Raw genomic sequence first — 14,535 nt, 5'->3', positions numbered from 1 at the left:
TGCATAACGTCCGGGCGATGCTCATGATGCGAACGATCCTGTCTGCCGGTTGCCTCTCGGTCCTGTTTCTTGGTGGGTGTTCCGAGCCGTCACCTCCCTCGATGCCTGCCGCACCGGTAGCCAGCGGGCTGCAGAGCGAGGTGGTGGAAACTGCCACGGTTTCCCGGGAAACCACGTTCGACGGCGTGGTCGAGGCGGTCAACCAGTCCACCGTCTCGGCACAGACTGCCGGGCGTGTGATCGAGATGCCGGTGGATGTCGGCGACGAGGTCGAGAAGGGCGCCGTGATCGTGCGTTTCACCGATACCGAGCAGAAGGCGCGCGGTGCGGCGGCAGAGCAGGCAACGCATGAGGCGCGCGCCCGACTGGTGGAGGCCGAGGCAGAGTTCAAGCGGGTCAGCGAGATCTATGAGAAGAGGCTGATCGCGAAGTCGCAGTACGATCGTTCCCGTGCCGACCTCGATGCAGCGCGTGCCCGTCTGAAGGCCAGCGAGGCGACGCTGGCGGAGGTGCGTGAAGGGTTGGAGCACACGGTGATCCGCGCCCCCTACGCAGGCATCGTGGTGCAGCGCCATGTGCAGATCGGAGAAACGGTGACGGTCGGCACGCCGCTGATGACCGGGGTATCGCTGGAACACCTGCGTGTACGCGTCGACGTGCCGCAGCAACACATCGGCGTGCTGCGGCGTCATCACCAGGCTCGTGTGCTGCTGCCTGACGGTGCGTCGGTGGCCGCCGAAGGAATGCGCATTCCGCCCAATGCCGACCCGGGAACCCAGTCCTTCCGTGTGCTGGTGACCCTGCCAGCCGGCGAGTACGGGGTGTACCCGGGCGTGTTGCTGAAAGTCGCCTTCGTCACCGGGAGCGAGGAGCGGCTGTTGCTGCCAGCGCAGGCATTGGTGCGTCGCGGCGAGATCGAAGGTGCCTATGTGATTGCAGCAGACGGCACGCTGTCGTTCCGTTATCTGCGTACCGGCACGCCGGCGAGCGACGGACGCATTCCGGTGCTGGCCGGGCTCGTGGCCGGAGAGCGTGTCGCCAGCGACCCGCACGCCGCTGCCGCCGTCTACAAGGCACTGCCACACCTCGGGGGCACACCATGACGGTGCGCGATGAACCCCGGCTCGGCGTATCCGGGCACATTGCACGCGCGTTCCAGGCGAGCGAGATCACGCCGCTGATTGCGTTGTTCGGCTTCCTGCTCGGGCTGTTTGCGGTACTGGTCACGCCGCGTGAGGAAGAGCCGCAGATCGACGTCACGTTCGCGAACGTATTCATCCCGTATCCGGGCGCTTCGGCAACCGAAGTCGAGTCGCTGGTCACGACGCCGGCCGAGCGGATCGTGTCGGAGATCGACGGTGTCGAGTACGTCTATTCGGCATCGTCACCGGGAATGGCCGTGCTGACCGTGCGCTTCTACGTCGGCGAGCCGCGCACCGAGGCGATCGTGCGCCTGTACAACGCCTTTTTCAGCAATCTCGACTGGTTGCCTGCAAACAGTGGTGTCGGGATGCCGCTGATCAAGCCGATGGGCATCGACGATGTACCGATCTTCGCCGTGACGCTATGGAGCGCGGAGCCGGACATCGGCAGCGGGGATCTGCTGCGCATCGCACACGCGGTCGAGCCGGAGTTGCAGCGGGTGCCTGGCACTCGTGATATCGAGACGATCGGTGGTGCCGAGCGCGTGGTGCGCGTGGAGTTCGATCCGGAACGCCTTGCGGCCTACGGCCTGGCGCTGGATGACCTGCGCCGAGCGTTGTCCGTGGCCAACGCCGTCGCGGAGCCTGGCGGCATCGTCGACGACGGGCGCGAGATGCTGGTGCAGGCAGGTACTTTCCTGATGACTCCGGAAGAGATCGCCGACGTGGTCGTCGGCGTTCACGATGGTGTGCCGGTGCTGTTGCGTGACGTGGCGCGCGTGGTCACCGAAGGCGAACGCCCGCAGCGTTATGTGAGTTTCGGCAGCGGCACCGCCGCAGGCACGGCGGGAATTGCCCCCGGGGTGCATGTGCCGGCAGTCACGCTGACGGTGGCGAAGAAGCCCGGACAGAACGCGGTCGACGTTGCCGCCGCGTTGCAGCGCCGGCTGGAGCAGTTGCGTGGTGTCGCGATTCCGGACCAGGTGCAGGTGACGGTCACGCGCGACTACGGCATCACGGCGGCAGACAAGGCGCAGACACTGATTCGCAAGCTGGTGTTCGCCACACTGTCGGTGATCGTGCTGGTGCTGTTCACGCTGGGGCGCCGTGAAGCCTTCGTGGTGGGAGCCGCGGTGATCGTCACGCTGGCGATCACGTTGTTCGCTTCCTGGGCCTGGGGATTCACGCTGAACCGCGTGTCGCTGTTCGCGCTGATCTTCTCCATCGGTATCCTCGTCGACGATGCGATCGTCGTGGTCGAGAACATCCATCGTCACATGCAACTCGGGCAGTTGCCGTTGTCCGAGGCGATACCGGTGGCGGTCGACGAGGTCGGTGGGCCGACCATTCTGGCGACGTTCACGGTGATTGCGGCGTTGCTGCCGATGGCTTTCGTGAGCGGGCTGATGGGGCCTTATATGCGGCCGATCCCGATCAACGCGAGCACCGGCATGCTGATCTCGCTGGCGGTCGCGTTCACGTTCACGCCGTGGCTTTACCGGCGGCTGTTTCTGCGCAGTGCGCATGCACACGCGCCGGTAGGGCGGCCCGTGGAAGACCCCTTGCAGCGTCTGTTCACGCGCATCATGCACCCGCTGCTCAACGGTGCTGCCGGGGGGCGCAATCGCTGGCTGCTGCTGGCAACGCTGTTGCTGCTGATTGCCTTGTCGCTGGCGTTGGTCAGTGTGCGTGCGGTGGTGATGAAGATGCTGCCGTTCGACAACAAGAGTGAATTCCAGGTGATGCTCGACATGCCGGAGGGCACGCCGCTCGAGACTACCGAACGGGTTCTGCAGGAACTCTCCGTGGTGCTGCGGCAGGTGCCTGAGGTCATGCACTACCAGATCTACGCAGGCACGTCGGCGCCGATCACGTTCAATGGGCTCGTACGCCAATACTATCTGCGCAAGGAACCCTGGCAGGGTGACATCCAGGTCGAGCTGGTCGACAAGCATGAACGCAAGCGCAAGTCACACCAGATCGCGGCGAGCGTCCGTGCTCCGCTGGCTGAAATCGGCGTGCGTTATGGGGCCAGCGTGCGCATAGTCGAGGTGCCGCCCGGCCCGCCCGTGCTGTCGCCTCTGGTGGCCGAGATCTACGGCCCGGACCAGGCTCGCCGGGTGGCCGCGGCAAGTGTCGTGCGCGAGTTGTTCGAGACCACCCCGGACGTGGTCGACATCGACGATTCGATCGAGGCGCCGCAGCTGAAGTTCGTGATTGCCGTCGACCGGGCTCGCGCTGCCCGCCTGGGTGTATCGCAGAGCGACGCGGTGCGTGCGATCGCGACCGCGGTCGGTGGCGAGGACATGTCGTATCTGCACGACGAGAATTCGTCGGTGCCGGTACCGGTGCGTGTCGAGATGCCGGATGCGGCGAAGGCGCGCGTCGAGGCATTGCTCACGCTGCGTGTACGCTCCCCGGCTGGCGCCCTCGTGCCGTTGTCGGAAATCGCCGATGTGCATGAAACGGTGCGTGATCAGACGATCCAGCACAAGAACCTGTTGCCGGTGGTCTACGTGACGGGCGACGTGGCCGGCGCTACCGACAGCCCGCTGTACGGCATGCGAGCAATCGCTGCGGCGCTCGTCGACAGGCTGATCGACGGCAGGGCCATCGAGCAGTTCCATACCGTCCAGCCCGAGGAAACCTGGGCGCCGAGCCTGAAGTGGGACGGTGAGTGGCAGGTGACCTTCGAGACCTTCAGGGACATGGGTGCAGCGTATGCTGTCGGTCTGGTGCTGATCTACCTGCTGGTCGTGGCGCAGTTCCGTTCCTACGGTGTACCGCTGATCATCATGGCGCCGATCCCGCTGACGATCATCGGCATCATGCCGGGGCATGCATTGCTCGGACAGCAGTTCGGTGCGCCGTCGATGATCGGGATGATTGCGCTCGCCGGTATCATCGTGCGCAACTCGATCCTGCTGGTCGATTTCATCCAGCAGGAAGTCTCCACCGGCAAGACGCTGGAGGATGCGACGATCTCGGCTGCTGCGGTGCGTGCCCGGCCGATCGCGCTGACCGCAGTCGCTGCGATGATGGGCGGGTTGTTCATCCTCGACGATCCGATCTTCGGCGGACTGGCGGTGTCGTTGATCTTCGGTCTGCTGGTGTCGACGCTGCTGACGCTGGTCGTGATTCCGGTGGTCTACTACCACTATCACTGGCAATCGCATCTGCGCGGATCCACACCCGGCCCGTAGGTCGGCATTCATGCCGACGGATGTTCGTGGGTCGGCATTCATGCCGACGATCGGTGCTGGCACCCGTCGGGTTGAAACCCGACCCACATCGGGCGTGGGTCGGCATTCATGCTGGCGGATATTCGTGGGTCGGCATTCATGCCGACGATCGGCGCTGGCACCCGTCGGGTTGAAACCCGACCCACAACGGGCGTAGGTCGGCATTCATGCCGGCGGATATTCGTGGGTCGGCATTCATGCCGACGATCGGCGCTGGCACCCGAAGTTCCGCAGCTAATCACGCAAGTGTTTGATTTGACTTGGTGACGTCAGTCAAAAATGCCACAACAAGCGCTTCAGGCGGGTGCTTTGACGGTCAAGGCCTCGAAGAGTTGGAGTTGCTGGGGGTGTGATCTTGCCAATACCGGTCAGGTGTTGCGTGCCGATAGTGACGCGGTGCTGCTGGATTCGCCGCAGCAACTCCAGCGCGGTCTTCGGGCTGTGGACGCTGCCGTGCTGCTTCAAGCGCATGCGCATCACCCGATACAGCAGCAGCGCCAGGAAGCAGATCAGCGCGTGCGCGCGGATACGATCCGGGAGGCGGTGGTACACCGGTGCAATCGCAAGGTCGCTCTTGAGCACCCGGAAGCCGCGCTCGATGTCGGCGGGCTCTTGTAGCGCTCGACGATCTGCGCGGCTGTAAAGTCCTCGACATTGGTCAGCAGTACCAGCTTGCCGTCGAAGGTCTCCGCGCGTGCGATGGCCGCCTCGTCAAGGGTATGGCTGAAGCGCTCGGCGTGGTATTGCGGCTTCACGAAGCGAGTCAACTCGGCCTCGGCAACGGCTTGCTGGAAGCGGCTGTAGGCACCGCGGTCGCTGGCCTTGCGGCCGCGTTCGGTGAACCTTTGTCCTGCGCGTCGAGCTTGGCGACAAGCTGGTCGGCGAAGGCTTCCAGTTCGGTGATGCGTTGGTGGCGGCGGGCCGTCTGCTCGGCCGCTCGGGTCGGATCGTGCGCGACCACCAGCCGGTGCTCGGCGAAGCGGCCTTCGGCCAAACCCTCGCCGAAGCTCATCGCATCGAGCGTGCCGCCCAGCTCTGCGTAGCGCCGTGCCGGCACCGCCGAGATGAATTGCAACTTGCGCTCGGTCTGCCGGGCCAGCTCGCCGATCTGGGCGATGTTGTCCAGACTGAGCAGACCGCGGTCGGCGACCGGGATCACCCGCTCGACCGGGAAGCGCGCCAGCACCTGTTCGAGCATGGCCTTGAGGGTGGCGGTCTCGGCAACGTTGCCGGCATGCACGGTGTGCATCAGCGGCAAACCCTCGGCCGACTGCACCACGCCCAGCACGAACTGCCGGGCGATGCCGCCAGTTTCCTTGTTCATGCCATAGGCACGTACATCCTCGGAACATGGCCCTCGCCGTGGATGCGCACCGTGGTCAGATCGTAGAACACCACCGACAATTGCTGATCGAGCATCGGCCGCAACAGCTGGGCCACCTTCGCCTCGACCTTCCCGGCGCGATCCATCAGCGCATCCAGCGTGCGCAGCAGGTGATCGTGCGAGACCGCCTCAGGCATGCCGGGATCGCCACCGTCTCCAGCCATTCCAGACAGCCGAGCTTGGAATCAGGTGCACACAGGCGGTTGAACACCATCGCCCGCACCATCGCCTCGGCATCGAATGCGCGGCGCGAGGAGCGCAGGGCCTGACGTACGGCATCGCCCAAACCCAGACTCGACCACAGTTCATTCAGGGCATGCACATCGCCCAGCGCCCGTGCCGAGTCGTACTCCGGCACAGGTGCCGAGATCGGCACGCGACCGAGCGCACGCTGCAAGCCGTGGATGAGTGGATCGAGTTTCTTGCCGCCCAGCTCATCCAGGCGACCGAGGTTGGCGACCACGCGCTGGCGCACCCGGCTTTGGGTGCGGAAGCCTTCGACGAGTTGCAGGTAGCTCCGGCCGCCGGAGCGGGTGATGCGCGTGTACATGTGTCAACGCTATCACATGCCAACCCGCCATTAAATCCATCCAAACGTTAAGGCGTGACACAACACGATTGCCTGGAAATCAGGCTTGCCGCGCGCCCAAGTCGTTGAAATCATGGAGTGTGGCTAGCGGCGACCCCGCCAAAATCGGGCACGAAGTGCGGAACTTGGGTGGCACCCGTCGGGTTGAAACCCGACCCACAACCCGTCGGGCTGAAGCCCGACCTACGTCTTGTTGTCGAGTTCGGCGATACGCCGTTCCAGCCAACGCGCGGTCAGCTTTTCCGCCAGCGAGTTCTGCTTCAGGCGTTCGTTCAGCACCTTCCAGTCCACACAGTCGAGTGGCTGGTCCTGATTGAAGCACGAGAACACGTAGCTGGTTTCCTTGGTGATCGGATCACGGTGCGGCTGCAGGCACTGGGCGCATATCTCTTTCATCATGCACTGCATCGGTGAGTTGATCGATCCGATCGCGAAGTGGTGCGGCTTCAGGTGCGGCTTCAGTATCTCGTGGCGCGCGCGCGCCACGCCGGCCATCATGCGATCGGAACCGATCGCGATGATACGGTCTGCGTCGTCGAGGCGTATCGTGCACTCGCCGAGCCGACCCTCCGCGTAGGCATCCATCGCCTGCACGATGTTGCCGATGAAGGTGCGGTCCTGTGCACGGCCCGGTGCGAAACCGGGGGCCTCGTCGCAGCACCACACGATGACGTCCGCTGCATTCTCGATTTCGGCCACCTTGTAGCGGTCCTGCACCTTCTTGTAGCCGGCGAAATACAGTACCCGCGAGCCTGCGGCGCGCATTGCGGCACCGATCGAGAACAGCACGGCGTTGCCGAGGCCGCCACCGCAGAGCACCACGGTTTCGTTGCCGGTGATGTGGGTGGGCGAACCGGTCGGTCCCATCAATATCACCGGTTCGCCGGGTTGCAGCATCGCGCACAGGCTGCTCGAGCCCCCCATCTCGAGTGCGATGACCGACACCAGCCCGCGCTCGGGGTCAACCGACGCCCCCGTCATCGCCAGGCCCTCCATCTGCAGGCGGGTGCCGTGGACCACGGGGGCGAGCGTTTCGAAGTTCTGCAGCCGGTAGAACTGTCCGGGCCTGAACTGTCGCGCCGCCAGTGGCGCATGCAGCGTCACTTCGACGATGTTCGGCGTCAGACGCTCCACGCGGTGCACGGTGGCGAGTAACTGGGCGGCGAGCCCGGTGAAGAATTCCTCGCGTGACAGCGGACTTGCTGGCGCACGCTGCGCCAGCACGCGCGAGACGGTCGGATAGCCCTGCTTCGCCGACGCCATCGCCCTGACGACGTTGCCCACCCAGGAGGGATGTACGTCGCCGAAATAGCTCATGAAGCGGCCGTCGGCGCGCCGCGACAGCAACACGTGCGGTGTGTCCGGTTTGCCGAACGCCTGCTCCGCCTTGACCGGGGTGCCGTTCTCGTCTACCGGGCAGAAATACTTGCCGTCGAGCAGATAACGTTCCGGGTGCTCGCGTGCGAGCACGGTGTTCGGCTGCGTTCCGGCAGCGACGAACACCGTGCGTGCCGGGAACCAGTGTTCGGTGCCGGTGGTGGCGTTGCGCAGGCGGATGCCGCGCGTGGCGCCGTAATGGTCCACGTCGACTGCAACCGGGGACATCCCCTCCGCGAACCAGATGCCCTCTTCGAGTGCCTTGTCGATTTCCTCGTGGTTCAGCGTGTAGGCCGGGCTGTCGATCAGGCGGCGCCGGTACGCCACGGTCACGCCTCCCCAGTGACGCAGCATTTCGATGACCCGCGGCGCACGGCCTGCGGCGGCAGCCGCGTCGCGCTCCTGGCGGATCGCGCGTGCGTGGGCAAGAAATTCCTCGGCGATCTCGCGCTCGTAGTCGTCCCAGTTCGCACGGATCGCGTCTTCGCCGATTTCCTCGGTGAGCGATTCGTAGCGCACCAGGAATTTCTCGATCTGCACCGCGTAGTAGGCCATCGACTCGGTGGCGGTATCGATGGCGGTGAGACCGCCGCCGATCACCACCACCGGCAGACGCAGCTGCATGTTGGCGATCGAGTCGGTCTTGGCGGCGCCCGTGAGCTGCAGGGCCATCAGGAAATCGGATGCGGCACGCACGCCGCGGCGCAGCCCGTTCGGGATATTCAGCACGGTGGGGCCGCCTGCGCCCACGCACAGCGCCACGTGGTCGAAGCCCATGTCCCAGGCGTCTTCCGGCGTCACGGTGCCGCCGAAGCGCACGCCACCGAACATCGCGAATTCGGCGCGCCGCTCGACCAGCAGGCGCAGGATCTTCAGGAAATTCTTGTCCCAGCGCACTGTGATGCCGTATTCGGCGACGCCCCCGAATCCGGCCATCACGCGTGCATCCAGCGGCTCGAACAGCTCGCTCACGTTGCGCACCGGTGCGAACGGCACCCGCCGTCCCTGCATGTCCACCCCCGACAGCGTCGCGGACAGCGGTTCGATCTTCACGCCGTCGATGCCCACCACCGTGTGCCCGTCGTTCATCAGGTGATGCGCGAGCGTGTATCCCGAGGGACCGAGCCCGACCACCAGCACCTTGCGCCCGCTGTCGGCCAGCGGCAGCGGGCGACGCAGGTTGAGCGGATTCCAGCGCGTGAGCAGCGAATAGATCTCGAAGCCCCACGGCAGTTCGAGCACGTCCTTCACGGTGCGTGTTTCTGCCTGCGGAATATCGACCGGTTGCTGCTTCTGGTAGATGCACGCCTTCATGCAGTCGTTGCAGATGCGATGCCCGGTCCCGGCGACCATCGGGTTGTCGATCACGATCATCGCGAGTGCCGCGATCGACTCGCCGCGCGTCTTCACGAAATGGAACTCGGAGATCTTTTCTTCCAGCGGGCAGCCGGTCAGCGTCACACCGAGCACAGACTTGCGAAACGGCGCGCGCGCCGGGTCGCTGCCCTTCGGTGCCTTGTCGCGAAACCCGTGCGAGCAGGAATCCTTGCCCTGGTTGTGACACCAGATGCAGTAGTTGGCCTCGTCCAGCGCGCCATAGAGATCGGTGCCGGGGTCGGTGAGCGCAAAGCCTTCGCGTCGGCGCAGATGATCGATGCTGTGGCGCGTGAAGCCGAGCGTCTCGCGCGTGGCGATCGGCACCAGGTTCTGGTAGTCGAGCTTCGCCGGGGTCTTGAACAGAACTCCACCGGCGTGGCGCGCCCGTCCGGCGTCGGTTCCCGCGGCCCACGCGGCGTAACGTGCCGCCAGTGCAAGCCGCTCGGCGTTGGCCGCCTCGTCGCACTGCCAGGCGCTCACGCGCTGTGCGAATCCGAGTTCACTGAAAGTTTCGCCGAGGAGTTCCCGTTCGGCTGCGTCGGGATCGAAGCCCGCAAGCTGCTCCGGCTTCACCTTCAGCAGCGCCACGCGTTGCACGAACAGCCGCTTGACGCTGAATACCGGGGCAAGTTCGTGGTGTGCCGCGGCAAGTTGCGCTGCCTCGGCCTCGATGCCGAACAGCCGGGCGGTGAAGTCCTCCAGATGCGGTGCGAGCGCGATCAGCAGTTCCGATTCCGCCTTTGGCGCCAGCGCCTCGGGGTGTGCGCGCGCGCCCAGCAATGCGGCGTGCAGCGGAGCGTCCACCGCAGCGACATGGGCAAGAAACGCGGCGTCGACGCGCTCCAGGCCCGCGCGTCGATGCAGATCGGTGAATTCGAGATCGTGGGCAAGCTTCAGCATGGCGGATTCCGCTATGGCGACTGCGGGGGCGAAACTATACGGTTGGTATCTCTGCGGGATCAATCGAGATTGCGTTACACATTGCGTTGCAGAACGCATTGCGTTGACCGGGTTCATGCGGCAAGGTTTCCTGCTCCGGAATCAGCGGCGAGGATTGTCCGATGCCTTGTTACAGCTACGCAGGCCTGCGGCCCGTGATCCACCCGGAGGCCTTCGTGCACCCGATGGCCATACTGATCGGTGACGCGGTCGTCGGGCCGGGTTGCTACGTGGGACCGGGAGCGAGCATGCGTGGTGACTTCGGGCGGGTCGAACTCGGTGCCGGTGCAAACCTGCAGGACAACTGCGTGATGCACAGCTATCCGGGGCGTATTGCGCGTGTGGCCGAGAACGGGCATGTGGGGCATGCCGCGGTGTTGCACGGCTGTGAGGTCGGGCGCGGTGCGCTGATCGGCATCGGTGCCGTGATCATGGATAACGCGTCGATCGGCGAGGAAGCGCTGGTGGCTGCAATGAGCTTCGTGAAGGAAGGCATGCAGGTGCCGCCACGCGTACTGGTCGCCGGGATACCGGCACGGGTGATGCGGGAACTCACGGCGGTCGAGCTGCAGTGGAAGGCCAGGGGGGTGTTGCAGTATCAGGAGCTCGCACGCCGGTCGCTGCAGGAGTTGCGCGAATGCGAGCCGCTGCGCGCACCGGAGCCGGACCGGCCGGTTCGGAGCGCGGGTTCCGTGCCGCTCGCCGAGTTGCGCGAGGCGAACCGCCGGCGCTGAACCCGATCACTGCCAGCGAGCGGAGAGGATGGGCCGATGACGAAGCGGAGCCTGCTGGTCACCATTGCGCTGGTGCTGGCCGCCTGCGGTACGAAGGATGCGCCCGATCAGGGTGTCGGCGAGTCGGCCGGGATCGAGTCGGCTGTCACCCGCGTGCGCGATGGCGCAGCCGCCGATGCCTTCGTGGCTGCAGCGGAGCGCGAGCTCGGTGACTTCTCGGTCTACGCAGCGAAGGTCGCGTGGATCAATGCAACGTATATCACCGAGGACACCGACTGGCTGAACGCACGTGCAGCGGCCCAGGGCACCGCATTGCAGGTGAAGTACGCGAGCGAAGCAGTCGATTTCGCCGCACTGCCCGACCTGTCGGTCGATACGCGACGCAAGCTCGACATTCTGAGGCAGGGAATCGTGTTGCCGGCGCCGCGGCGCGCCGGTGCTGCGGAGGAGCTCGCCATGCTGGCGACGCGCCTGCAATCTGCCTACGCCAAAGGCAAGGGAACCCATCGTGGTGCGCCGAAGCGCGGCGCCGAGCTCGAGGCGCTGATGCGCACCGAACGCGATCCCGACGTGCTGCGCGAGATGTGGACGTCGTGGCACGCGATCGGCAAACCGATGCGTGCCGATTACCGCCGCCTGGTCGAGCTGGCGAACGAGGGGGCGCGCGAACTGGGCTTTGCCGATCTTGGTGCGATGTGGCGTTCCAACTACGACATGGAGGCGCAGGAGTTTGCGGCGCTGAACGACCGCCTGTGGAACGAAGTGAAGCCGCTCTACCGGCAACTGCACTGCTACACGCGTCGTGCGCTGAGCCGCCGGTATGGCGAGGCGGTACAGGCGCCGAGCGGACCGCTGCGTGCCGACCTGCTCGGCAACATGTGGGCACAGCAGTGGGATTCGATCTACGATCTCGTCGCGCCGCAGGACGTCGGTGACATCGGCCATGACCTCGGTGAATTGTTGCGTGCGGCGAACTACGATCCGGCGCGGATCGTCGAGACTGCCGAGGGATTTTTCACCTCCCTCGGTTTTGCGCCGTTGCCGCCGACGTTCTGGCAGCGCTCGATGCTCACCCGCCCGCGTGATCGCGATGTGGTCTGCCATGCCTCGGCGTGGGATCTGGACAACCGCGACGATCTGCGGATCAAGATGTGCATGCAGGTCGACGCGACCGACTTCGTGACCGTGCACCACGAACTCGGGCACACCTTCTACCAGCGTGCCTACAGCCGGCAACCCTATCTGTACCTCGGCAGTGCGAACGATGGCTTCCACGAAGCGATCGGCGACATGGTCGCGTTGTCGGTGACGCCGGATTATCTCGTACACGTTGGCCTGCTTGACGGCAGGCAGATACCCGATGCCTCGCGTGACATCGGTCTGTTGCTGCGCCAGGCGCTGGGGAAGGTGCCCGGAATGGCGTGGACCGTGCTCGTCGACAAGTGGCGCTGGGGCGTGTTCGACGGCAGCATTCCGCCCGAGGCGTACAACAAGGCGTGGCACGATCTGCGTCTGACGTACATGGGAGTGATTCCGCCGGTGGTGCGCAGCGAGCAGGATTTCGATCCGGGTGCGAAGCACCACATTCCAGCCAGCACGCCGTATGCGCGCTATTTTCTCGCGCGCATGTTGCAGTTCCAGTTCTACCAGCGTGCATGTGAAATTGCAGGCTGGAAGGGGCCGCTGCATCGCTGCTCGTTCTACGGCAACCGGGAGGTCGGCGTCAGGCTCGAGGCGATGCTCGCGATGGGGCGCTCACGCCCCTGGCCCGATGCGCTCGAGGCATTCACCGGCACGCGCGAGATGAGCGGCAAGGCGGTACTGGATTACTTCGCACCGTTGCAGCGCTGGCTCGAGGAGCAGAATCGCGGCGAGCAGTGCGGCTGGTAGACGGTGGTTCAGGCGTGGGCACGGATCACCGCCAGAAAGGCGGCGGCGTATTTTTCGCGCTTGCGCACGCCGACTCCGGACAGCGTGCCGAATGTCGCTTCATCGAGAGGCCGTTGCGAGCACATCTCGCGCAACGTGCTGTCGTGGAAGATCACATAGGGCGGCACTCCCTGTTCGCTGGCGAGTGCGCTGCGGCACGCACGCAGTGCCGCCCACAGCGTGGCGTCCTGGCCGGTGGAGGGCGCTGCGCCATTCCTGGCGAGTCGCCTGGCCTGGTGCGACTGGTCCACGCGCAGCTCGAACCGCTCTTCACCGCGCAGCAGCGCGCGTGACTTCTGCTCCAGTCTGACCGAGCCATGCTCGGTTGCGTCGATACGCAGGTAGCCTCGCATCAGCAGTTGGCGGAACAGCGAACGCCATGCGGCAGCATCGAGTGCCGCGCCTACGCCGAAGGTCGGCAGGCGGTCATGACCTGCGTGGCGGATGCGCTCGTTCGCACTGCCACGCAGCAGGTCGATCAGGTAATTCACCCCGTAGCGCTGCCCGGTGCGCAACGCGGCGCTGAGCGCCATGCGTGCTGGCTCGGTGCCGTCGCGGGTGTGCACGGGTTCCAGGCAGTTGTCGCAGTTGTCGCAGCGATCGGGCGCATCCTCGCCGAAGTAGTGCAGCAGTGCCTGGCGGCGACAGCGCGTGATCTCGCACAGTCCGAGCATGGCGTCCAGGCGCTGGCGCTCGGCGCGCCGATGGGCATCGTCGGCCGGTGACGATTCGACCATCTGGCGCAGCTTGACCACGTCGTGCAGCCCGTACACCAGCCATGCGTTGGCGGGTAGCCCGTCGCGCCCCGCGCGTCCGGTTTCCTGATAGTACGACTCGATCGTCTTCGGCAGATCGAGATGCGCGACGAAGCGCACGTCGGGCTTGTCGATGCCCATGCCGAAGGCAATCGTCGCGACGATGATCACGCCGTCTTCACGCAGGAAACGTGCCTGGTTTGCGCCCCGGTCGGCACTGTCCATGCCGGCGTGGTAGGGCAGTGCGTCGAAGCCGTTGCCGTTCAGCCAGCGCGCCACGTCTTCGGTCTTGCGGCGCGACATGCAGTAGACGATGCCCGAATCGCCTGGGTGTTCATCGCGCAGGAAGCGCAGCAGTTGGGCCTGCGGGTTCGTCTTGGCGCCGATGCGATAGCGGATGTTCGGCCGGTCGAACCCGCAGATGAAGTGCCGTGCAGCGCCGAGATCCAGCCGCACGGCAATCTCGGCGCGGGTGCGCCGGTCGGCGGTGGCCGTGAGGGCGATCCGCGGAACCGCAGGGAATTCGCGGTGCAGGCATTCGAGCGCCAGGTAGTCGGCGCGGAAATCGTGCCCCCATTGGGAAACGCAATGTGCCTCGTCGATCGCGAACAGCGCGAGCCGTGCACGTGCCAGCAGTTCCATCGTGCGCGGTTGCACGAGACGCTCGGGTGCGACGTAGAGCAGTTCGAGCTCGCCGGCAAGGAGGGCGTGTTCGGTGGCGCGCTGGGCGTCTGCAGCGAGGGTCGAGTTCAGGACGCCTGCAGGCACGCCCAGTTGACGCAGCGCGTCGACCTGGTTCTGCATCAGGGCGATCAGGGGCGATACGACGATGGCGCAACCGGGGCGCATCAGTGCCGGAATCTGGTAGCAGAGCGACTTGCCGCTGCCGGTCGGCATCAGGACCAGCGCGTCGCCGCCGGCGACCACGGTATCGATGATCTCCTGTTGTGGCGAACGGAATGCGGCGTGGCCGAAGACGTCACGCAGGATCTGCAGTGCCTGGTTCATCGCGGGGATTATAAGGATCGGCCCACGTTTTTGTTCGTGCCACCGGCACGCATCGCCCC

The 14,535-nt window shown here is 65.4% G+C and carries 6 protein-coding genes and 1 pseudogene; 4 read left to right on the top strand and 3 right to left on the bottom strand.

The genetic code is table 11. The features are described 5' to 3' along the window. The first annotated feature begins 26 nt into the window (after positions 1–26). Complete coding sequence (locus H7A12_13285) at positions 27–1,103, top strand: efflux RND transporter periplasmic adaptor subunit (protein ID MCP5321779.1); 1,077 nt, start codon at positions 27–29, stop codon at positions 1,101–1,103. Next, positions 1,100–4,345, top strand: coding sequence for an efflux RND transporter permease subunit (locus H7A12_13280; protein MCP5321778.1), 3,246 nt, complete (start codon positions 1,100–1,102; stop codon positions 4,343–4,345). The genes H7A12_13285 and H7A12_13280 overlap by 4 nt, the downstream gene beginning before the upstream one ends. A gap of 335 nt (positions 4,346–4,680) precedes the next feature. Here the strand turns inward: H7A12_13280 and H7A12_13275 are convergent. Together H7A12_13275 and H7A12_13270 are read right to left on the bottom strand one after the other, a co-directional pair. Next, positions 4,681–6,318 (bottom strand): annotated as a pseudogene (locus H7A12_13275) (IS1634 family transposase). Positions 6,319–6,540: 222 nt separating this feature from the next. After that, entirely contained in the window at positions 6,541–10,011 is a 3,471-nt protein-coding gene (locus tag H7A12_13270) for an FAD-dependent oxidoreductase (protein MCP5321777.1), read from the bottom strand. Positions 10,012–10,172: 161 nt separating this feature from the next. Between H7A12_13270 and H7A12_13265 the strand changes: the two genes are divergently transcribed. Continuing rightward, positions 10,173–10,784, top strand: a complete 612-nt coding sequence (locus tag H7A12_13265; GenBank protein MCP5321776.1) for a phenylacetic acid degradation protein PaaY — start codon at positions 10,173–10,175, stop codon at positions 10,782–10,784. Positions 10,785–10,820: 36 nt separating this feature from the next. Further along, positions 10,821–12,674 carry a M2 family metallopeptidase gene (locus tag H7A12_13260; protein ID MCP5321775.1) on the top strand — a complete coding sequence of 618 codons (1,854 nt, stop codon included), beginning with the start codon at positions 10,821–10,823 and terminating at the stop codon, positions 12,672–12,674. A gap of 8 nt (positions 12,675–12,682) precedes the next feature. Here the strand turns inward: H7A12_13260 and recQ are convergent, their stop codons facing one another. Further along, a complete protein-coding gene (gene recQ / locus H7A12_13255; GenBank protein ID MCP5321774.1) occupies positions 12,683–14,476 on the bottom strand; it encodes a DNA helicase RecQ in 1,794 nt (597 codons plus the stop codon). Positions 14,477–14,535: the final 59 nt, after the last annotated feature.

The sequence above is a fragment of the Pseudomonadales bacterium genome (genome assembly GCA_024234165.1).
Taxonomy (GTDB): domain Bacteria; phylum Pseudomonadota; class Gammaproteobacteria; order Pseudomonadales; family UBA5518; genus UBA5518.
The sequence above is the reverse complement of the archived record's forward strand: the minus strand, read 5'-3'. Positions and strand labels throughout refer to the sequence as shown.

Excerpts from the sequence above, each read along its gene's own strand:
- H7A12_13260 (MCP5321775.1), top strand. The coding sequence starts at position 10,821 with ATGACGAAGCGGAGCCTGCTGGTCACCATTGCGCTGGTGCTGGCCGCC.
- H7A12_13280 (MCP5321778.1), top strand. The coding sequence starts at position 1,100 with ATGACGGTGCGCGATGAACCCCGGCTCGGCGTATCCGGGCACATTGCA.
- H7A12_13270 (MCP5321777.1), bottom strand. The coding sequence starts at position 10,011 with ATGCTGAAGCTTGCCCACGATCTCGAATTCACCGATCTGCATCGACGC.
- H7A12_13265 (MCP5321776.1), top strand. The coding sequence starts at position 10,173 with ATGCCTTGTTACAGCTACGCAGGCCTGCGGCCCGTGATCCACCCGGAG.
- H7A12_13285 (MCP5321779.1), top strand. The coding sequence starts at position 27 with ATGCGAACGATCCTGTCTGCCGGTTGCCTCTCGGTCCTGTTTCTTGGT.
- recQ (MCP5321774.1), bottom strand. The coding sequence starts at position 14,476 with ATGAACCAGGCACTGCAGATCCTGCGTGACGTCTTCGGCCACGCCGCA.